At 66.8% G+C, this 21352-nt stretch carries 12 protein-coding genes; 8 read left to right on the top strand and 4 right to left on the bottom strand.

Annotation, left to right across the window (positions count from 1 at the left end; translation table 11 throughout):
• Positions 1 to 189: 189 nt before the first annotated feature.
• Complete coding sequence (hrcA, locus tag U5A57_RS18455) at positions 190 to 1209, bottom strand: heat-inducible transcriptional repressor HrcA (protein ID WP_321913113.1); 1020 nt, start codon at positions 1207 to 1209, stop codon at positions 190 to 192.
• Positions 1210 to 1442: 233 nt separating this feature from the next.
• Between hrcA and U5A57_RS18460 the strand changes: the two genes are divergently transcribed.
• Together U5A57_RS18460 and recN are read left to right on the top strand one after the other, a co-directional pair.
• The gene (locus U5A57_RS18460) at positions 1443 to 2354 is read left to right on the top strand and encodes an NAD kinase (RefSeq protein ID WP_321913114.1); all 912 of its coding nucleotides are present in this window, start codon (positions 1443 to 1445) and stop codon (positions 2352 to 2354) included.
• A gap of 128 nt (positions 2355 to 2482) precedes the next feature.
• The gene (recN, locus tag U5A57_RS18465; protein ID WP_321913115.1) at positions 2483 to 4162 is read left to right on the top strand and encodes a DNA repair protein RecN; all 1680 of its coding nucleotides are present in this window, start codon (positions 2483 to 2485) and stop codon (positions 4160 to 4162) included.
• A 57-nt stretch (positions 4163 to 4219) separates the two neighbouring features.
• On the opposite strand, the gene glnE is transcribed toward recN, so the two are convergent.
• Positions 4220 to 7039, bottom strand: a complete 2820-nt coding sequence (glnE, locus tag U5A57_RS18470; protein ID WP_321913116.1) for a bifunctional [glutamate--ammonia ligase]-adenylyl-L-tyrosine phosphorylase/[glutamate--ammonia-ligase] adenylyltransferase — start codon at positions 7037 to 7039, stop codon at positions 4220 to 4222.
• 341 nt (positions 7040 to 7380) lie between these two features.
• On the opposite strand from glnE, the gene U5A57_RS18475 reads away from it, so the two are divergent.
• The 4 genes from U5A57_RS18475 (at position 7381) to aroG (ending at position 15866) form a co-directional block, all read left to right on the top strand.
• On the top strand, positions 7381 to 11862 hold the full coding sequence (locus U5A57_RS18475; protein ID WP_321913117.1) for a YhdP family protein: 4482 nt from the start codon (positions 7381 to 7383) through the stop codon (positions 11860 to 11862).
• A gap of 87 nt (positions 11863 to 11949) precedes the next feature.
• Complete coding sequence (locus U5A57_RS18480) at positions 11950 to 12777, top strand: carbon-nitrogen hydrolase family protein (protein ID WP_321913118.1); 828 nt, start codon at positions 11950 to 11952, stop codon at positions 12775 to 12777.
• A gap of 121 nt (positions 12778 to 12898) precedes the next feature.
• Positions 12899 to 14365, top strand: coding sequence for a metalloprotease TldD (tldD, locus tag U5A57_RS18485; RefSeq protein ID WP_321913119.1), 1467 nt, complete (start codon positions 12899 to 12901; stop codon positions 14363 to 14365).
• A gap of 427 nt (positions 14366 to 14792) precedes the next feature.
• On the top strand, positions 14793 to 15866 hold the full coding sequence (gene aroG, locus U5A57_RS18490; RefSeq protein ID WP_321913120.1) for a 3-deoxy-7-phosphoheptulonate synthase AroG: 1074 nt from the start codon (positions 14793 to 14795) through the stop codon (positions 15864 to 15866).
• Between the two features lie 57 nt (positions 15867 to 15923).
• Here the strand turns inward: aroG and U5A57_RS18495 are convergent, their stop codons facing one another.
• Positions 15924 to 16868: a glycosyltransferase family 2 protein gene (locus U5A57_RS18495; RefSeq protein ID WP_321913121.1), complete on the bottom strand. Its 945-nt coding sequence runs from the start codon at positions 16866 to 16868 to the stop codon at positions 15924 to 15926.
• A 433-nt stretch (positions 16869 to 17301) separates the two neighbouring features.
• On the opposite strand from U5A57_RS18495, the gene U5A57_RS18500 reads away from it, so the two are divergent.
• Positions 17302 to 18468 (top strand): glycosyltransferase, encoded by a 1167-nt coding sequence (locus tag U5A57_RS18500; protein ID WP_321913122.1) that lies wholly within the window; start codon positions 17302 to 17304, stop codon positions 18466 to 18468.
• Positions 18469 to 18500: 32 nt separating this feature from the next.
• Here U5A57_RS18500 and U5A57_RS18505 read toward each other — a convergent pair whose 3' ends face one another.
• Complete coding sequence (locus tag U5A57_RS18505) at positions 18501 to 19748, bottom strand: oligosaccharide flippase family protein (RefSeq protein ID WP_321913123.1); 1248 nt, start codon at positions 19746 to 19748, stop codon at positions 18501 to 18503.
• 279 nt (positions 19749 to 20027) lie between these two features.
• Between U5A57_RS18505 and U5A57_RS18510 the strand changes: the two genes are divergently transcribed.
• Positions 20028 to 21308, top strand: a complete 1281-nt coding sequence (locus tag U5A57_RS18510) for a glycosyltransferase (RefSeq protein WP_415774643.1) — start codon at positions 20028 to 20030, stop codon at positions 21306 to 21308.
• Positions 21309 to 21352: the final 44 nt, after the last annotated feature.

Genomic DNA, 21352 nt, shown 5'->3' on the forward strand with positions numbered 1-21352 from the left:
TCATTATAGCGGGCGGTCCTGGCGGCCCAAACCGGCCCGCGCCGGCGCGGGTCGCCGTGCGTTGTCAGGGGTTGCCTGAGTTTGCCTGGCATTGGCCATTCGGCCGATGGCGCGCGGCAAGCGTTTCGGGGATGATCTTCGGAAAGACAGGTGTGCCTGATAGCCGATGCAGCGGGCCGGTGGCGGCGCTCAGTTCTGGCTGAGCGTGAGCGAGAGCAGGCGCGCGGTGATGTCGACGATCGGAATCACCCGGTTGTACGCCATGCGCGTCGGCCCGATCACGCCGAGCGTACCGACGATCTTGCCGTTCACCTCGTAGGGCGCCGTCACCACGCTCATTTCCTCGATCGGCACGAGTTGGGACTCGCCGCCAATGAAAATCTGCACGCCCTGCGCGTGGCTCGATACGTCGAGCAGCTGCAGGAGGCTGGTTTTCTGGTCGAACACGTCGAAGAGCTTGCGCAGGCGCGCCATGTCCGACGAAAGATCGGCCACTTCGAGCAGGTTGCGTTCGCCGGAAATGAGCAAGGTGTCGCCGCTTTCGGGCTCTTCGGTGCTCGCGGTCACGGCCGCGTGCATGAGCGAGGTCATGTCGCCGCGGAGCGCGTCGATTTCCTCGCGCAGGCGGCGGCGCACCTCGTCGAACGACAGGCCAGCGAAGTGCGCGTTGATGTAATTCGAAGCTTCGACGAGCTCGGAAGGCGAGAAGTCGCGCTGCGTCGCCATGATGCGGTTCTGCACGTCGCCTTCGGGCGTCACGATGATCAGCAGGATGCGCTTGTCGGACAGGCGCATGAACTCGATCTGCTTGAACACGTGACTGCGCCGGGGCGTCAGCACCACGCCCGCGAACTGCGAGAGGTTCGAGAGCACGCTGGCGGCGGCCGCCACCACCTTCTGCGGCTCGCCGGGGCGTAGCGTGGTCTTCACCGCGCGCGTCACCGCGTCGTCGTCGGAGCCGGGCTCGACGGTGAGCATGGTGTCGACGAACAGGCGATACCCGCGCGGCGTGGGCACACGCCCCGCCGACGTATGCGGGCTGGACACGAGACCCAGCTCCTCGAGGTCAGACATGACGTTGCGGATCGTCGCCGGGCTCAATTCCAGGCCGGAATAGCGCGACAGCGTGCGCGAGCCGACCGGCTGACCTTCGGCGATGTAGCGCTCGATCAGCGTTTTGAGGAGGGTTTGTGCGCGAGGATCTAGCATGACTCAAAATTTTAGCCTAACGGCGGGTTGGCCGCGAGTGCGCCGCCAGACCGGGCCTGGCGGGCGTACCTTCGGCTCGGGGTGCGGCGCCCCGGTACTTCGCGCGATAGCTCGCGCCTTGTCATCGCCGTGTCACCGGCGGCGGGCTGGAAGGCGCGGCGCGCAAGGCCCGGCGGGCCTGTCCCGGTCTGCGCCAGGTTCTTTTCGCGACGTGACTATGGTGTAATGCCGGCATGCAGATCCAGAAGATCCAGAGCCAGTTCAAGACTGTTGCGCTCGTTGGGCGCAGCAATACGCCAGGCATCGCCGAGCCGCTGATGGCGCTCGCCCAGACCATTTCGAAGCGCGGCTTCGAAGTCGTGTTCGAAGCGCAGACCGCAGAGGAAATCGGCACGCAAGGCTATCCCGCGCTGCAACCCGCCGAGATCGGGGCGCGCGCGGACGTGGCTGTCGTGCTCGGCGGCGACGGCACGATGCTCGGCATCGGCCGCCAGCTCGCGCCGTACCGCACGCCGCTCATCGGCATCAACCATGGGCGGCTCGGCTTCATTACCGACATCGCGTTCTCCGAGATGCAGGAAGTCGTGCCGCAACTGCTCGCGGGCTCGTTCGAGCGCGAGGAGCGTTCGCTGCTGGAGTCGCGCATCACGCGCGACGGCGACCCGATCTACCACGCGCTAGCCTTCAACGACGTGGTCGTGAACCGCAGCGGCTTTTCCGGCATGGCCGAGCTGCGCGTGAACGTGGATGGCCGCTTCATGTACAACCAGCGCTCGGACGGTTTGATCGTCGCGACGCCCACCGGCTCGACCGCTTACGCGCTCTCGTCGCAGGGGCCGATCCTGCATCCGCAGCTGCAAGGCATCGTGCTCGTGCCGATCGCGCCGCACGCGCTCTCGAACCGCCCGATCGTGCTGCCCGACGACTCCAAGGTGAGCATCCAGATCGTGGCGGGCCGCGACGTCAACGTGAACTTCGACATGCAATCGTTCACGGCACTCGAACTGAACGACGTGATCGAGGTGCGCCGCTCGCGCCACACGGTGCCCTTCCTGCACCCGGTCGGCTATAGCTACTTCCGCACGCTGCGCAAGAAACTGCACTGGAACGAGCACCCCTCGCTGCAGGGCGATCCGGAGGACTAAACCCGCGTCTTCGCGTGAAGCGCGCGTGGTCGTTGCCACGCAGTTGCCACGCAGTTGCCATGCAGTTGCCACGCCGCCAGCAGTCCCACGGTAACCCAAGCCAACCAAAACAAGCAGAACCAGACGCCATGCTTCGCCATCTTTCGATTCGCGACTTCGTGATCGTCGCGGCGCTCGACCTCGAATTCGACAGCGGCTTCACCGTGTTTTCCGGCGAGACGGGCGCGGGCAAGTCGATCCTGATCGACGCCCTCGCCCTCACGCTCGGCACGCGCGCCGACGCGAGCGTCGTGCGCACGGGCGAGAGCCGCGCCGACATCACCGCCGAGTTCGATGTGCCGCCGCACGCAGCGCTTTGGCTCGACGAGCAAGCGCTCGCGAACGGGGACGGCGAGCAGACCGTCATGATGCGCCGCGTGGTGGATAGCGGCGGGCGCTCGCGCGCCTTCATCAACGGGACGCCCGCGACGCTCGCGCAGTTGCGCGAACTGGGCGAAATGCTCGTGGACATCCACGGCCAGCATGCGCACCAGCTGCTCATGCGCCCCGACGCACAGCGCGAACTGTTCGACACGCACGCAGGCCTCACGGATCTCGCCGCAACCGTCACGAGTGCGTGGCGCGACGCACGCGACGCACGTCTCGCGCTGCAAAGCGCCATGTCGCGCGACCGCGAACTGCAGCTCGAGCGCGAGCGCCTTGCGTGGCAGCTCGCCGAACTCGACAAGCTCGCGCCGCAGCCGGGCGAATGGGAAGAAGTGAACGCGGAACACGTGCGGCTTTCGAACTCGGCCAACCTGATCGAAGGCGTGCAAGGCGCGCTCGCGGCGCTGTCCGAATCCGACGAGGCGATGCTTTCGCAGCTGAACTCGATCGTCTCGAAGCTGCGAAGCCTCGCCGAGGTCGACGCCGAACTCAACGACGCGCTTGCGGCGCTCGAACCGGCCGCGATCCAGATCCAGGAAGCGGCGTACTCGCTCTCGCACTACGCGCAGCGTCTCGATCTCGATCCGCAACATCTCGCGCAGGTTGAACGGCGCCTCGACGCGCTGCATTCGACAGCGCGCAAGTTCCGCCTCCCGGCAGAAACGCTGCCCGAGGAACACGCGGCACGCCGCCAGCAGCTAGCGGCGCTCGACGCCGCGGCCGATCTCGACGGCCTGCGCGTCGCCGAGCAGAAGGCGCAGGAAGCGTATCTCGTACAGGCACGCCAGCTTTCGAAGGCGCGCGCCAAGGCGGCGAAGGCGCTCGGCGCGGCGGTCACGCAGGGCATGCAGGAACTGTCGATGGCGGGCGGCAGCTTCGAAGTCGCGCTCGTGGCGCTTGGCAACAGTTCGACTGGCGAGCCGATCGGCGGCGCGCACGGTCTGGAGCAGATCGAATTCCGCGTGGCGGGCCATGCCGGCGTGCCGCTGCGCCCGCTCGCGAAGATCGCCTCAGGCGGCGAACTCGCGCGCATCAGCCTCGCGCTCGCCGTGATCGCGAGCGCGGCGAGCCCCACGCCCACACTGATCTTCGACGAAGTCGATACGGGCATTGGCGGCGGCGTGGCCGAAGTGGTCGGGCGTTTGCTGCACCAGCTCGGGCGCGCGCGCCAGGTGCTGTGCGTCACGCACTTGCCGCAGGTCGCGGCGCGCGGCGATCACCACTTCCAGGTGGCGAAGTCCGGCGACGGCAACGGCGGCACAGTCTCGGCCGTCACGCCGCTCGACAAGGGCGGCCGCGTGGAAGAAGTTGCGCGCATGCTGGGCGGGCTGGAGATTACCGCGACCACCAGGCGGCATGCGAAAGAGATGTTGGCAGCTTGAAGAAGGCTGTGCCTCACGCGCCAGCCGCACCGGCCATTGGCGCGTAGCGCACTCGCCCTAAGCCTCCCCGCGCTCCCCGAACACCCGCTTCCACAACGCCAGCACCGCCTCGCGCTCGCGCTCCACACGCGCCGGATTCACACGCGCCTTCTCCATGCCGTCGAGGCGCAACTGGTGCTGCAGCTTGCGATAAAGCCGGTACGCCGAGCCTATCGTCTCGGCTTCCTCCTCGCTCATCAGCCCGAAGCGCGACACCTCGCGCAGCAGCGCGATATTGCCCGTGTTGCGGATCAGCTCCGGGTCCTGCGCCGCGTGCAGCAGCACCCAGTACTGCACGAGAAACTCGATGTCCACCATGCCGCCGCGGTCGTGCTTCAGGTCGAAGAGTTCGGTGCGGTTCGGGTGGCCGTCTTCCACGCGCTGGCGCATTTCGACGATTTCCTTCGCGAGCGGCGCGGCATCGCGCGGCGTGGTCAGCACCTGCACGCGGATCGCCTCGAACGCGTTGCCGATCGCGGCGTCCCCGGCCGAGAAGCGCGCACGTGTGAGCGCCTGGTGCTCCCAGACCCAAGCCGTGTTCGCGGCGTCGCCTTCGCGCAACTGGTAGCGGCGGAACGCGTCGAGATCGGTCACGAGCAGCCCCGACTCGCCGTTCGGCCGCAAGCGCAAGTCGACATCGAACAGCGTGCCGGCACCGGTGGCCGTAGTGAGCCACGTGATGAGGCGGCGCGCGAAGGTCGCGTAGATTTCCGAGGCGTGCTCGTCGTCGTCTTCGTACAGGAAGATGATGTCGAGGTCCGACGCGTAGCCTAGCTCCTTGCCGCCAAGCTTGCCGTAGGCGATCGCCGCGAAGCGCGGCACCTCGCGGTGGCGCTTCGCGAACTGCTTCCACACGGTCTCGATGGTCACGTCGAGCACGGCGTCGGCAAGCTCGGAGAGCCGGTCGCTCACGTGCTCAACCGACAGCCGTCCCGCCAGGTCGTTGAGCAGGATGCGGAACACTTCGGCCTGGTGCGCGTGGCGCAGCAGATCCATCTGTTGCTCGACGTCGGCGGCGGCGGCCAGACGCGCGCGCAACAGGCGCGAGAACTCGGGCCAGTCGAAGGGCGTGGCCATCGCCTCGTCGTCGAGCAGTTCGTCGAGCAGTTGCGGGTGGCGGATCAGGTAGCCCGCCGCCCAGCGCGAGCCGCCCAGCACCTTGAGCACGCGGTCGAGCGCGTCCGGATATTCGCAGAGCAGCGCGAGATACGCGCCGCGCCGGATCACGGCTTCGAGCAGGTCGAACATGCGCGCGAGCGTGTCGGCGCGCCGCTCGCGCGGCTCCAGCGTAGGCGCGGATTCGAGCGCGCGCTGCGCGACGCTGTCGAAGCGCTCGCGGCTCTTTTCGGGGAGCCCGGCGTAACGCGACGACTGCCAAAGCCCTCGCAGACGCGCAAGCAATGGCGCCGGGTTGTTGACACCCAACTCCATGAGGCGTTCGAGCAACGAGTCGTCGGCGCCCTCTTCCGCGAGCGCGCCGCTCCACACCCACGCCGCTGCGCCGTCTTCAGAGGCGCGGCAGCCGCCCTCGCCGCCGACCTTGTCGGAGAAGATCTGCACGAACTGGCGCTCGACCTTGTCGCGGTGGCCGTCGAGCGTCGTCATCAGCGCGGCGTAGTCGGCGAAGCCCATCGATTTCGCGAGCGCGGCGCGCTCCTCGGCGTCAACGGGCATGGCGTGCGTTTGCGCATCGTCGCGATACTGCAGGCGATGCTCCAGTTCGCGCAGAAAGTTGTAGGCGCGCGTGAGCTCGCCGCACACCTCGGGCGCGATCAGTCCGCGCGCGGCGGCGTAGCCGAGCACGGCGAGCGTCGGACGCACGCGAAAGCCCGCATCCTGGCCGCCGCGAATGAGCTGGAACACCTGGGCGCTGAATTCGATCTCGCGAATCCCGCCGCGCCCGAGCTTGATGTCGTCGGCCTTGTCGGGGCGCATCATGGCGCGCCGCTGCGCTTCCTGGCGGATCTGCACGTGCAGCGAGCGGATCGCGCTGATCACGCCGAAGTCCAGATAGCGCCGGTAAACAAACGGCTTCACGAGCGAATCGAGCTGGCGCGCGAGACGCAGCGCGCTGTCGCTCTCGTCTTCGGAAACGAGCCGGCCTTTGATCCACGCATAGCGCTCCCACTCGCGGCCCTGCACATAGAAGTATTCTTCAAGCATGCCGAGGCTGCACACGAGCGGCCCGGAGTCGCCGTTCGGGCGCAGGCGCATGTCGACGCGAAACACGAAGCCGTCGGCCGTCACGTCGCTCAGCGCGGCGATCAGGCGCTTGCCCACGCGCGTGAAGAAGTCCTGCGTGGCGATGGGCGAGCGCTGGCCGCCCGTGGTTTCGCCGTCGTCCTCGTACACGAAGATCAGGTCGATGTCCGACGAGACGTTCAGCTCGCGGCCGCCCAGCTTGCCCATGCCCACCACGCCGAGCGTGAGGCGCTCGCCGTTCGGGCCGCGCGGCTCGCCGAAGAGCGTCTCGAGATCGGCGCTCACGCAGGCGAGTGCGCGCTGGATCGTGACTTCGGCGAGATCGGTCATGCTGCCGGTCACTTCGGCGACGTCGGCCACGCCGCCGAGATCGCGCTCCATCACGGCGCAGATCACTTCCACGCGCAGCTGGCGCAGGACTTTCTTCAACTGCTCGTCGTTGAGCGGCGTGCCGGGCGCAGCGTTTGCTGCAGCAAGCAGTTGGCCGCTCAGCGCGTCGAGCCGCGCGACGATGCGCTCGCGCGAGATCGGCGCGGCGGCCAGCGCCTCGATCTGTGCCGCCAGTTCGGGACGCGCGGCGCAAGCTCGCGCTGCATAACGGGAATAGCTGGAACTCAGAAGAGGGATGTCAGTCATGAAGTGCTGCTTGCCGGGAAGGCCCGCTGTCCGCTGTTGTTTCGCCGCGCGCGCCTGGGTTGATGACGGTGCCGATGCGACGATGCCGATATCGATGGTTCGACCGCGAGGGTTCGCCCCGCCACATGACGCACGCACTACACACACGGCACGCACCGACCGCCGGCTGTTGCGCCTCGACTCGCCAATGCGTCCGGCATAGTCGCCGCTGCAGTGCAAAAAAATCATGCGTATCACGCGCCGCACGGCCATCCCGGGTTCCCCGGATGGGCGTTTTGACGGCCCTCTGTGATACATTTCGTCGTTAGAACGCAACGCTACCATACCCCACCCGCCGCAGCATGTCCGAGCGAAACGATCACGCCGGCCTACCCCAATCTGGACATGCCAGCCAGGCTACGGAGCCCGGGGGCCCGCACCATCATCACCCGGTCCTGCGCCACACGCTGCGCGTGCTGGCGATCATCGCGCTCGTCCTGTATTTCATCGTCTCGGTCCTGCTGCTCGGGCTGCGCTACGTCGTGCTGCCGTACGTGGACAACTTCCGTCCGCGTATCGAGCAGCTCGTCTCCTCGAAGATTCACGCCGAATTCCGCATCGGCAAGCTCGCGCCGCATTGGTCGGGCTTCCAGCCCGGCATCGACATCAGCGATCTGACGATTCGCGACCGCCACGGCAACGTCGCGCTCGACGTGCCGCATGCCACGGCCTCGGTGTCATGGCGCTCGGTCGTGCTGTTCGAACCGCTGCTGTCGAGCATCGTGGTCGAGCAGCCCGATGTGCACATCGCGCGCGAAGACGACGGCACCCTCACCGTGGCGGGCGTGCCGGTGCCCACCGCACACACGGGCAACGCCACCTTCACGACCTGGCTCATGCGCCAGGAGGCCATCGTGCTGCGCGGCGGCACGCTGCGCTGGCACGACGCCACGCGCGACGTGCCCGACCTCGCGCTCTCGCACATTCGCCTTGCGATCCTCAACGACGGTTACGATCACCGCGTCGCGCTCCAGGCGCCGGCCGAGGGCACCGTGCTGCACGGCCCGCTCGACTTCCGCGCGCACTTCAGGCACGCGCGCAACGCGCAGGCCGGCAAACCGATCAGCTGGACCGGCGACACCTATCTCTCGACCGGCCCCGTTGACCTGCCCACGCTCTCGCGCTACATCAACATCCCGATCGCCACCTACGGCGGGCGCATCGACAACGCGATCTGGGCGCACTTCTCGAACGGGCGCATTCTCGAAGCGAGCGGCGCGCTCGAAGGCACGAATGTTTCGCTGCGCACGCGGCCCACGCAGCCGCTGCTCGACCTGCCGGTCGCGAGTTTTCAGTGGAGCATCGGGATTGAGCCCGGCGACTACGCGCTCAAGCTGCGCGACTTCCACGCCGAACTCGGCCAGCCGCCCCTCGACGACGGCACGCCGCTCACGCGCTCGCTCGCGCTCACCACGCTCGACGCGCGCTTTCGCCAGCAAACGCTCCAGCACGGCCAGCTGATGAGCGTGCGAGGCGACCGCATCGATCTCGGCATCCTCGCCGAGTTCATGCGCGCGCTGCCGCTGCCCGGGCGCGTGCAGGGCGCGCTCGTGCGCTTTGACCCGCGCGGGCTGGTGGCGAACTACGACCTCTCCCTCGAGCGCGCGAAACCCGAGTCGGGCGAAGCGGCCGCCGAGCAACGCTCCACGAGCGTCGAGCCGGTCACGCACTATCGCTTCAAGGGCGACCTGCAAGGCATCAGCGTGAACGCGCAGGAGCCGGGGCCGGGCCTCACGCCGCGCGGCCACCCGCGCGCGGGCCTGCCGGGGGTCGAGAACCTCTGGGGGCACATCGACGCCGACGAGTCGCACGGCACCATCGACCTCGACACGAACCAGGTGGCCATCACGCTGCCCGGCGTGTTCGACAATCCGCGCCTCACGTTCGACCGGCTCTACGGCGCGGCTAAATGGACTGTGGCCGCCGAGCGCGAGCCCGGCAACCGGCTGAAGTCGTTCACCGTCGACGTTGCGAACCTCGGCGTGGAGAACGCCGACGCACGCGCGAAAATGACCGCGCACTACACGAATCCCGGCAAGGGGCGCGGTTCGCTCGACCTCGTCGCGCACTTCGACGAGGCCAAGGTCAAGGCGATCCCGCGTTACCTGCCGACCGCCATCAGCGAAAAGACGCGCATCTATCTCGGCCACGGGCTGCAGGCGGGCATGTCGAAGGGCGGCACGATCGAGATCCACGGCGACCTCACCAAATTCCCCTATTCGCGCGACCCCGACGCGGGCCAGTTCCGCATCGTCGCGCCGTTCACGGGCGGGCGCTTCGACCCGTCGCCGTTCCCGCCGCGCAAGATGCGCAACGGCGCGCCGAACGTCTGGCCAGCCTTCGACGGCATCGACGGCATCTTCAAGCTGCATGAGAACAAGCTGCGCTTCGACGTCGATCGCGGCCACTATCGCAACTTCGTGCTGCGCAACGTAAGCGGGCGCATCGAGGAACTCGGCATCAAGGGCTCGGATATCGTGATCGAGGGCAGCGGGCGCGGTCCGCTCGCGGACCTGCTCGACTACGCGGACAACAGCTCGATCGGCTACATGGCGAAGCACGCCACCGCGAAGGTGCAAGCGCAAGGGCAGTCCACGCTCGCGCTCAAGCTCACGATCCCGCGCCATCCAATGCCGAAGGTGCTGGTCGCGGGCGCCATCGGCTTCGAGAACAACACGCTCACGGCGAAGAACGTGCCGCCGGTCTCGAACCTCACCGGCCGGGTGCGCTTCACGACTCACACCGCCAATGTCGACCGGCTCACGGCGCGCTTTCTCGGCGGCGACCTGCGCGCAAGCGGCGCAATGCGCGACGACGGGCACTATGCAGTGAACGTGGCGGGCGACGTGGCGGTCGATGCCGCGCGTGGCCTGAACCTGCACGGCATGGCGGCGGCGGCAGTCGGACGCCTTTCGGGCGCGGCGCCCTACTCGCTTTCTGTGGCCGGGCAGCGCGGCCGCCTGCCCGACGTGAAGGCCAACGCCGATCTCACCGGCCTCGCGCTCGACCTCCCCGCGCCGTTCGGCAAGGCGGCCGGCACGCCGATGCCGCTGGACTTCGAACTGCAGCCGGGCACGGGCACGAGCGCGGAGTCTGCCAGCAGCGCCGACGCCAAGGCCGACGACGCCGCGTTCGAACATGCAGAGCTCACGCTCGGGCCGCTTGCCGCGCGTTACGTGATGCGCCGCCATCCGGGCCGCATGCCCGAAGTGGTGCGCGGTGCGATCGGTATGAACCGACCGGCCGATCTGCCCTCGGAAGGCGTGACCGCCGCCGTCGATCTGCCCACCTTCGACGCCGACGCCTGGCGCGCCGTGGTGCAGCAGATGCGCGGCACGGCGGCAGCACAAGCCCAGGGCTCGACGCCTGCGCGCGCAGCGGCCACGCCGGTGCCTCCGCCGCGAACCGCGGCAGAAAGGGCAGCAGAAAGGCAAGCTCAAAACGCCGCGGCTGAGGCTGCCTCCGCAGCCTCAGCCGCTTCCGCAGGCGCCGAAGCTGCGGCGGTCAACCCCGCTGCCGCGCCGCAAAACCCGGCATCGGCCACGGCGGCAGCGGCAGCCGCACCCACCGCCGCCTCGTCCCCGCTCGCCCCCAGCAGCGCGGTCGGCCAGTTCCTGCCGTCGCGCTTCGCCGTCCACGTCGGCACGCTCACGCTGCTCAAGCGCCACTGGGAGAACGTCGTGCTCGGCGCGTCGCGCACCGGCGAGCGCGGCAACGAATGGCAGGCGAACGTCGCCTCCAACCAGGTCTCCGGCCACGTCTCGTGGAAGCCGGGCGCCGTGCCGGGCGCGCCCGGCACGCTCGAAGCGCGACTCGCCCGGCTCACCGTGCCCGCCGCCACCGAAAACGACCTGCTCGGCCAGGCGATGTCGCAGCCGGCGCAGAACATGCCGTCGATCGACCTCGTCGTGAACCAGCTCATCGTGCGCGAGCGCGATCTCGGCCGCCTGCAGGTGAACGCGCACAACTTCGACGACAACGGCGTGCCTGTCTGGCAGCTCGACCAGCTCGACATCAGCAACCCGGATGCGCACCTCACCGCCACGGAAAACTGGCGCGCGGTGGGCGACACGGCCGCCGGCGACGACTCGGCCGCCGCCGGCATGCAAACGCCGCGCCGCACCGCGCTCGACTTCCATCTCGACATCAAGGACGCCGGCGCGCTGCTCGTACGCGCCGGCAGGCCGCACGTGCTCAAGAGCGGCTCGGGCACACTCTCGGGCAACCTGGAGTGGCAAGGCGGCCCCACGAAAATCGACTTCCCGTCGCTCAACGGCAACCTCACGCTCGACCTGCACCACGGCCAGATCCTCAAGGTCGATCCGGGCGTGGCGAGACTGCTCGGCGTGCTGAGCCTGCAAAGCCTCGCGCGCTTCGCGACAATGGACTTCCGCGACATCATCGGCGAAGGCTTGCCGTTCACGAGCGCGACGGCCACCGCGCAAATCCATAACGGCATTGGCAGCACCAACGACTTCAAGCTCGTGACCGCCCCCGGGCGCGCGACGATGATGGGCAGCGTGGACCTGGCGCACGAAACCCAGGACCTGCGCGTACACGTGGTGCCGACGGTCAGCGCGGGCGCGGGCGTGGTCGCGGCGACCATCATCAATCCGCTCTTCGGCCTCGGCGCGCTGATCGGCGACGTCGTGCTCTCGCATACGCTCGAGCACGCGTTCGCGATGGACTTCGCGATCACGGGCCCGTGGGCCAAACCGCACGTCGAGCGGCTGCATGGCGATCAGGGTAAGATGGACGCGCAGACGCCGGCCACCGTGCACTGAATTGCGCACTGAATTGAGCACTACCGGGCCGCGCCGCGGGCGCGCAGCATGCGCCCCATGCACCCCGAACCCATTCACGACTTGCCGATGAGCGCTCCCCCTCTCGACCCGTTTCGCGTCGCCGCGCTGCAGATGGTCAGCACGCCCGATCGTGAGCGCAATCTCGCCGAAGCCGACAAGCTGATCGCCGAGGCCGCCGCCGCAGGCGCGCGCCTCGTGTTGCTGCCCGAATATTTTTGCTTCATGGGTCACAAGGACAGCGACAAGCTCGCCATCCGCGAGCCGTACGGCGACGGGCCCATTCAGCGCTTTCTCGCCGATGCGGCGAAGCGCCATGGCGTGTGGGTGATCGGCGGCACCTTGCCGCTGAAAGCGCCCGAAGACACGCGTGTGCTCAACACCACGCTCGTGTTCGACCCGAGCGGCGAGGAACGTGCGCGCTACGACAAGATCCACCTCTTCAACTTCGAAAAAGGCGCCGAATCATTCGACGAAGCGCGCACGATCCGGCCCGGCGCCGAGGTGCGCACGTTCGAGGCGCCGTTCGGCCGTGTCGGCCTTTCGGTCTGCTACGATCTGCGCTTTCCCGAGCTGTACCGGCGCATGGGCGACTGCGCACTGATGGTCGTGCCCTCTGCGTTCACTTACACCACCGGCCGCGCGCACTGGGAAATCCTGCTGCGCGCCCGTGCGATCGAGAACCAGTGCTACGTGCTCGCCGCGGCGCAAGGCGGCAAGCACGAGAACGGCCGGCGCACCTGGGGCCACAGCGTGCTGATCGACCCGTGGGGCGAGATCGTCGCGGTACGCGACGAAGGCGCGGGGGTGGTGGCCGGCGACATCGACCTCGAACGCATCGCCAGCGTGCGGGCGAGCCTGCCCGCATGGCGGCACCGCGTGCTCGACTGCGCGTGACGCGCACCACGCGAATGAACCCCACGCGCAGTGCACACGAATTCCCCATTCAGGCGCTTGATTTCGCAGCACCGCGCCCGAATCTCCATTGACAGACTCATCGATTGATCCCAAAGAGCGCATGAACATCATCGAACCCGGCATCCGCAATCTGGCGACCGCGAAGGACCTGCTCCTTACGCCTTACGGCCTCGACGAGGCAGTGCTCACGCGCACGCTCGGCGAGATCTTCACGCACCGCATCGACTACGCCGACCTCTACTTCCAGACCACGCGCAGCGAGGCATGGAGCCTCGAGGAAGGCATCGTCAAGTCGGGCAGCTTCAGCATCGACCAGGGCGTCGGCGTGCGCGCCGTGTCCGGCGAGCGCACCGCTTTCGCCTACTCTGACGACCTCTCGCCCGAAGCGATCCGCCAGGCGGCCATTGCCACGCGCTCGATCGCCAAGGCCGGCGGCGGCAAACAGAAGATCCAGGTGGCGAAGTCGCTCACCGGCATTGCGGGCCGCGATCTGTATCTGCCGTCCGACCCGCTCTCCTCGCTCGACGCCACCGAAAAGGTGAAGCTGCTTGAGCGCATCGAAGAGATGGCGCGTGGGCGCGACCCGCGCATCACCCAGGTCATGGCCGCGCTCGCGGGCGAGTACGACGTGGTGCTCGTTGCGCGCAGCGACGGCGCGCTCGCCGCCGACATCCGCCCGCTCGTGCGCGTTTCGGTCACGGTGATCGCCGAGCAGAACGGCCGCCGCGAGATCGGCAACGGCGGCGGCGGCGGCCGCTACGACTACGCCTATTTCACCGACGACATTCTGTCGAAGTACGTGGACGACGCCGTGCACGCGGCGCTCGTGAACCTCGAAGCGCGCCCGGCGCCGGCCGGTGCGATGACCGTCGTGCTCGGCCCGGGCTGGCCCGGCGTGCTGCTGCACGAGGCGATCGGCCACGGTCTCGAAGGCGACTTCAACCGCAAGGGCTCGTCGGCGTTCGCGGGGCGGATTGGCGAGCGCGTGGCCGCCAAGGGCGTGACCGTGGTGGACGACGGCACGCTGCCCAACCGCCGCGGCTCGCTGAACATCGACGACGAAGGCAACCCCACGCAGTGCACGACGCTGATCGAAGACGGCATTCTCAAGGGCTACATTCAGGACTCGCTGAATGCGCGGCTCATGAAGATGCCCGTCACGGGCAATGCGCGCCGCGAGTCGTACGCGGCGCTGCCGATGCCGCGCATGACCAACACGTACATGCTCAACGGCGACAAGGACCCGCAGGAAATCATCGGCTCGGTGAAGAACGGCCTTTATGCCGTGAACTTCGGCGGCGGCCAGGTCGACATCACGAACGGCAAGTTCGTGTTCTCGGCCTCCGAGGCCTACATGATCGAGAACGGCAAGATCACCTACCCCGTGAAGGGTGCAACGCTCATTGGCAGCGGCCCGGAATCGCTCAAGTACGTGAGCATGATCGGCAACGACATGCGTCTGGACTCGGGCGTGGGCGTGTGCGGCAAGGAGGGTCAGAGCGTGCCGGTGGGCGTGGGCCAGCCTACGCTGCGTATCGACCGCATGACGGTCGGCGGCACGGTTTAAGGCCGTCGTCCACGCGCACTCCATGCACGGCGATGCGGAATTTCCGCATCGCCGTGCGGATTTCCTGCGCATGAGCCATTTTTTTCGCAGATAGTCCGCTTTTTTGCCGCACCCCGCTTGCCAGCCACGAGAAGCGCGGGTTATAAAGGCAATCAACCTTTCGACGTAACGAACCGAAGTCACGAACGTTCAGACACCCACCGCCATGTTCGCCACGAAGTTTTACTTTTACTTCTTTTGGTATCTCAGACCGCTGGCGGATCGAGAGGGTTGATAGTACGCGCAGGACCCCGAACACACGAGAAACCGCCAGCCAAGCCTGGCGGTTTTTTTTCGCCCTTAGCCCAGAGCCTTAACTTCATCTAACCGATTTTTTGAAGCACCGTCCACGCGACGCACGCTACGTACAGGATCAGGAGAAAACGACATGCCCCCGCACAACACCGACGATGTCCGCATTCGCGAACTCAAGGAACTCACGCCGCCCGCTCACCTGATCCGCGAATTCCCGTGCTCGGAAGCCGCCTCCACGCTGATCTTCGAATCGCGCCGCGCCATGCACCGCATCCTGCACGGCATGGACGACCGCCTGATCGTCATCATCGGGCCTTGCTCGATTCACGACACCAAGGCCGCGGTCGACTACGCGAAGAAGCTCGTCGAGCAACGCAAGCGCTTTTCCAACGAGCTCGAAATCGTGATGCGCGTGTACTTCGAGAAGCCGCGCACGACGGTGGGCTGGAAGGGCCTCATCAACGACCCGTTCCTCGACAACAGCTTCAAGATCAACGACGGTCTGCGCACCGCGCGCGAGCTGCTCGTCTCGATCAACGAACTGGGCCTGCCCGCCGGCACCGAATACCTCGACATGATCAGCCCGCAGTACATCGCCGACCTGATCTCGTGGGGCGCGATCGGTGCGCGCACAACGGAATCGCAGGTGCACCGCGAGCTGGCTTCGGGGCTGTCGTGCCCGGTGGGCTTCAAGAACGGCACGGACGGCAACGTGAAGATCGCCGTGGACGCGATCAAGGCCGCTTCGCAGCCGCACCATTTCCTGTCGGTCACGAAGGGCGGCCACTCGGCGATCGTCTCGACCGCAGGCAATGAGGACTGCCATGTGATTCTGCGCGGCGGCAAGACGCCGAACTACGACGCGGAGAGCGTGAACGCCGCCTGCAGCGACATCGGCAAGGCGGGTCTCGCCGCGCGCCTCATGATCGACGCGAGCCACGCCAACAGCTCGAAGAAGCACGAGAACCAGATTCCCGTGTGCGCCGATATTGGCCGCCAGGTGGCGTCGGGCGACGAGCGCATCGTCGGTGTGATGGTGGAGTCGCACCTCGTGGCAGGCCGCCAGGACCTCAAGGAAGGCTGCGAGCTGACCTACGGCCAGAGCATCACCGATGCGTGCATTGGCTGGGACGAAAGCGTGGGCGTGCTCGAAGGGCTCGCGCAAGCGGTCAAGCAGCGCCGCATCGCGCGCGGCTCGGGCAACTGAGCGCGATAGCGTGTGAAGCGCGCGGTGCGGACGCTCAAAGCCGCGCTGCGCGTGAGTTCACAACCGCGCTGCGCGCTCGGGCCGCACTGCGCCGATGCACAGATCGGCAATCCCGATCACGTTGCCGATGAGCCTGCCGCGCCGGTCGAGATGCGCCTCCGGGCGCACCGACTTCACGCAGTTCATGCTCAGCGCGCGCAGGATGTTGCTGGTCGCCTCCTTGCGCGACATCACGCCCTTGTTGCACAGGTACATGGCGTTGACCACCTGCGAATAGCCGAAGCGCCGGCCCGACACGCGGCCGCCTCGCAGCCCGAGGTGGACGCCCAGCAGATAGTCGCAGTACACGATCCCGCCACGGCGCGCGAGGCGCCGCGAGAAGTCTTTATCTTCCAGCCAGCCGTACAGCACGAGACGCTCGTCGAAGCGCAAATCGGCGATAGCCTGCGCGCGGCACGCCATGTTGCAACCATACAGTTCCACGCAGGGCCGCAGCGGCGGACGCCGCATCGTCTCGGCTTGCGCACCGTCCACGAGCTCGACGGCTTCTTCCCACGCGATGGGCTGCGTATTCGCGCCGTCGCGCAGGGTGCGCCCCGAAAAACCCACGAGATTCGCGTCGCTTTCGAACAGCGCGATACACAGCTCGATCCAGTGCCGCTCGGGCGCGAAGTCGTCGTCGAGGAAGATCACGACGTCGATGTCCGGTGCGAGTGCATCGAGCGCGCGATTGCGCTGCACGCTCGAACCCGCTGTGCCAACGATTTCGTTCACGCGCAAACCGTTAGCATCGTAAGGTCCGATGTCGTCTGCGCTGCTCGCCGAGAGGATGATCTGATCCGGGCGCACCGTTTGCCGCGCGAGCAGACGCACGGCCCATGCGGTAGCGGTTGGCCGCCCCTTGGTCGCGATCACCACCGCGACGCGCATGCGCGCCTTCGCGGCCTTCGTGACGTTCTGGGCCGGGGAAGACGCGAGATCATCGGCTGCGAGCGCTGGCATCGGTTTCTCCGCATTCCGGTGGTCGTTTCGACTCGAATCGAGGTTAGCACGAGGCCCCCGCGCTGCCAGTCGGGCCGGATTCAAGTTGTCCGAAACGATCTATTCAACGACTGATTCCACCTGTTTGTGAACGAGCATGCATGCGCTCGCTCTGTGAGCGTTGTCCGCCGCCCGCGCATTTGCATCGCTTTTACCGCTTTTCCTTTCGTTAATTAATTTCGCATTGATTGCACTTTCCCTGTGCTTTTATCGATTACGCATCGCCCATAGCGCAGCCTCGCAGGTGAAATTCGTTCAATAGCAATTTTCGGATTCCTCTTTTGATAAGACTCGCCTACAACTGCTAAAAGAGATTTGCGCAAATATGACCGACTGACCCATCCCCCGGAAAGATCCTCTCAACATGACTGCGTCGACACGTCGGAGCCAGCCAGTGGAACACGAGATCCTCGCTCCGGACACAACGGCTTGCGAAACCGAATCCGGCGCGCGGCGCAAACGCCCAGTGGTCTTCTACGTGCAGCCGTTGATCGCGCGCTATCGCATTGAAGTCATCGAGTCGCTCAATCGTCTTTTCTCCGTCAAGGTATTCGCGTGCTCCGAGGGCGTGGAAGCCAATGGCTTTTCGCGCGAGAAACCCGCCTGCGACGAATTCGTCGAAACGCATATCGCGAGTATTGCGGGCCTGCCTTCGCGGCGTATCCGCATGCAAAGCCGCGTGCTGAGCCGCATCGTTTTCGAACGTCCCGACGCCGTACTGATCTTCGCAGACGTTCGGTATCTCTCGCTGTGGCTCGCGCTGATCGCCGGGCGCCTGATGCGCGTGCCCGTGTTGATTCACGGCCAGGGGCTCTATCGGCACGAGTCCGCGGGAATCATGCGCACGGTCTGCTACCGCCTCGCGGTCGCGCTCGCCGTACGTTACGTTTGCTATACCGAGGCTTCGCGGCGCTCGCTCATCGGCATCGGCTGCCCGCCCGCGAAACTCGTCGTCGCGAACAACGCGCTCACGGTCTCGTGCGGCGTGGAGCCCGCCACCAAAACAGGCGCGGAGAGCGGCGTCCTCTTCATTGGCAGGCTGCGCGAAGGTTCGGAGATCGAGCCGCTCATCGAGGTGGTTGGCCAGCTCCACGGCGAAGGCAACGACATCACGCTGCACGTGATCGGCGACGGCGAGCATGGCGAGCGCCTGAAGCGCAAGTACAGCGATCGCCGCTATGTGGTCTGGTACGGCGCGGTGTTCGACGACGACGCGATCGCGACCATCAGCCGGCGCTGCCGCGTGGGCTGCTATCCGGGCTCGGCGGGCTTGAGCGTCGTGCACATGTTCGCGTTGAGCCTGCCGCCCATCGTGCACGACCGGCTGCCGCTGCATATGGGCCCGGAGCCGGGCTATGTCGAGGACGGCCGCACGGGATTTTTCTTCGGGCGCGAAGGCGGCACAGAAGCGCTTGCCGCCACGCTGCGGCGCATCTGGTCCATGCCGCCCGACGAAATGCGTGCAGCCGCCGCCGCCGCGCATGCGGTGTACTGCCAGCTCAACTCGCCAACGCTTGGCCATCAGCTTGCCGAGATCGTCGAAGCGGCGCTGCGCGCCTGAGACGTTGCCTGAATCCTCGCCTGAATTCCCGCTTATTTCTGCCGCGAAACGCGCAACAGCATCCACGCTGCGCACGAGGCCAGCCCGAAGGTCATCGACCATGCCACGCCCGTCACGCCCCACATATGCAGCGAAGGCGGCACGGACACGATGAGCGCCACGACCTGCAGCAGCGACGCAACCGTAACGGCGCGCGCGTCGCCAACAGCGCGCAGATAGGAAGCGAGCACCGAGTTCAGCGCACTGATCGCCATGTTGATGACGAAGATGCGAAAGAGCGGCACGGCCGACAGCCACGCGGCGCCGAGCACGAGCGAGAAGAGCGGCTCGGCCGCGAAGCGCAGCACGATCACCACGCACGCGAGCCCCGCCACGGCCGCGACGAGATACAACCGGAACAGGCGCGCGGCCGATTGCGGGCCGCCGCGATGATGCGCGGCGAACGTGGGAAACAGATACTGCGAGAGGGCAAGCGCGGCGTCGGCGAGCAGCATCTGCGCGAGCTTCGAGGACATCTGCCAGGCGCCCAGTTGTGTCGGTCCGAGCAGCTTGCCCACCACGACCTTGTCGAACTGGTTGGTGATGAGGATGATCACGCTGCTCGCCCAGATCCAGCGGCTAAATCCCACGTAGTGGCCGATGCCCGACCAGCGCAGCCGGATCGGCGGACGCGGCGAGAGCGCGATCCATGTCACGACGCTCTTGAAGGCCTCGCCGATCATCATGCCGAGCAGCAGCGAATACGGCCCCGTACCCGCGAGTGCGAGCGCGATACCGAAGCCGCAGTCGAGCACCGCCGACGAGATTTCGATCGCCGCGATGTGCTGGAAGTGACGCTCGCGCTGCGTGATGAAATACGCGGGCGAGGCGAGTCCGCGCAAGAGCGGCAGCAGCGCGGCAAGTTGCACGAGCCCGATGGCGCCGCCCAGGTGAAACTGCGCGTCCATAAGCGGCGCGCTCGCGACGAGCAGCACACCGATCAGCAGGCCGCGCGTGGCGAGCGTGGTCCAGACGGCGCCGGCCTCCTGGCGCGTGGGCGGCGACTGGCCCTGGATCACGGCTTGCGCGAGCCCGGTGTCGGACAGCGCTTCGGCAATCGCGACCGCGAGCAGCGCGACGCTCGCGAGACCGATTGCGGACGGCCCGAGAATGCGCCCAATCACGAGGAACTTGACGGCCACGAGGCCGCGCACGACGACCTGCTGCAACAGCACCCAGGTCGCCGCGCCGGGTCCGAAGCCGGCCTTGATCGGTATTGCTGGCAGCCGCATGACGCGCAAAATACCTCTCCCGTTTTCGATCCCTGAGTCGGGGCTTTTGCCCTTTTTCCGAGTTCCCTTCAGGCATGTTTGAGAACGCGTTTTCGTGACCCGTTCTGGACCTTACCGCGCCGCAGTTGCCACGACGCGCCATCAACCAGGCGGATTCGGACGGGGCACGCCCACTCAATCAATCGGCATATGCCCAGGCATTTTCAGCCACCCTGCCCTGCAATCTGGCGCATACCGCTTGCGCACCACTGCTATTTTGTTCGTAATAATGCTCATCGGGCCTGCCGCATGGAAAACGTGTCGATCGCCAGATACCGCAATGCCGACCCCAACACCCCGGACGCCGAAGTGACCGAGCCAGCCGGCGTGCGCGCAACGGCGAGCGGCGACTGGATCGCCATCATCGAGCCGAACTTCACGGGCCACCGCTGGCGCTACGTCGAGTGGATCGCGCAGGCGTGCGTGGAAGCCGGACACCGCTGCCTCGTCGTCACCGACACGGAGTACGCGGACCATCCGCTCGCGCAGCGCATCGTGCGCGAAGCGCGGCCCGATCTGCGCCTCGTGCTGCTCGACCTGCACACCGTTCCGCCCGGCCCGCATTTCGCCGTGAGCGTGTATATGCGCTTTCGCAACTTCTATGCGCGCGCCTTCCGCCAGATCAGCAAAACGATGCATGTGCGGCTCGTCGTGGCGCCCTATGCCGACTACTTCTTCTACACGCTCGCGGGGTTCGACTCGCCATTCGGCAACACTCCGTGGATCGCCATCGTCATGGGCATGACGTTTCATCACGCGGGCATCGGCTTGCGCACGCCGCGCCGGCGCTTCGTCGACATGGCCAAGTCGGCGCTGTTTCGCCGCGCCATGTGCTCGCGCGGGCTGCGCGAACTCTTCACGATCGACCCGACGCTGCCCGACTGGTTCGCGGTCACGAAGCCCCAGGGCGCCGCGCCGCTCAGCTATCTGGCCGACCCGTTTCCCGAAATCGAGCGCATGGACCCGCTGCTTGCGCGCACACAACTGAAGCTCGATGCGCATACGCGCTATCTGCTCGTGTACGGCGCGATTGGCGAACGCAAGGGCATTCGCGAACTGATGCTCGCGCTTGAGCTTAAACCCGACGCGCCGCGCCTCGTGATCGCCGGCCAGCAGGATGACGAAACGCGCGCGTTCATCGACGCACACGCACCGCGACTCGCGAACGCGCCGGTGATCTTCAACCAGTTCATCTCCGATGAGATGGAACGCGAACTCTTCTGCGCCTGCGACGCCGTGTGGTTGGGCTACAAGCAGCACTACGGCATGAGCGGCGTGCTCGTGCAGGCATACCGCTTCGGCAAGCCCGTGGTGGCCAGCGCGGATGGCCTGATTGGCTGGTATTGCCGCGACGGCGCGCTCGGCCCGCTCCTCGACGACCTCGAGCCCGCCACGATCGCCCACGCGCTCGATGCGCTCGCGCAGCGCTGGCGCGCAGGCCCGGGCGCCGCGCAACCGGCGGGCGAACACCTCCTGTCGAGCAACACGCTCGCGCAGTTCAAGCACACGCTGCAGGCCGCGATGGCATGAACCTGGGCAAACGCCCGCAGCTAATCAGCATCCCGAATCAGTTC

This window comes from Paraburkholderia sp. J11-2, assembly GCF_905220185.1.
In the GTDB taxonomy this organism is placed as follows: domain Bacteria; phylum Pseudomonadota; class Gammaproteobacteria; order Burkholderiales; family Burkholderiaceae; genus Paraburkholderia.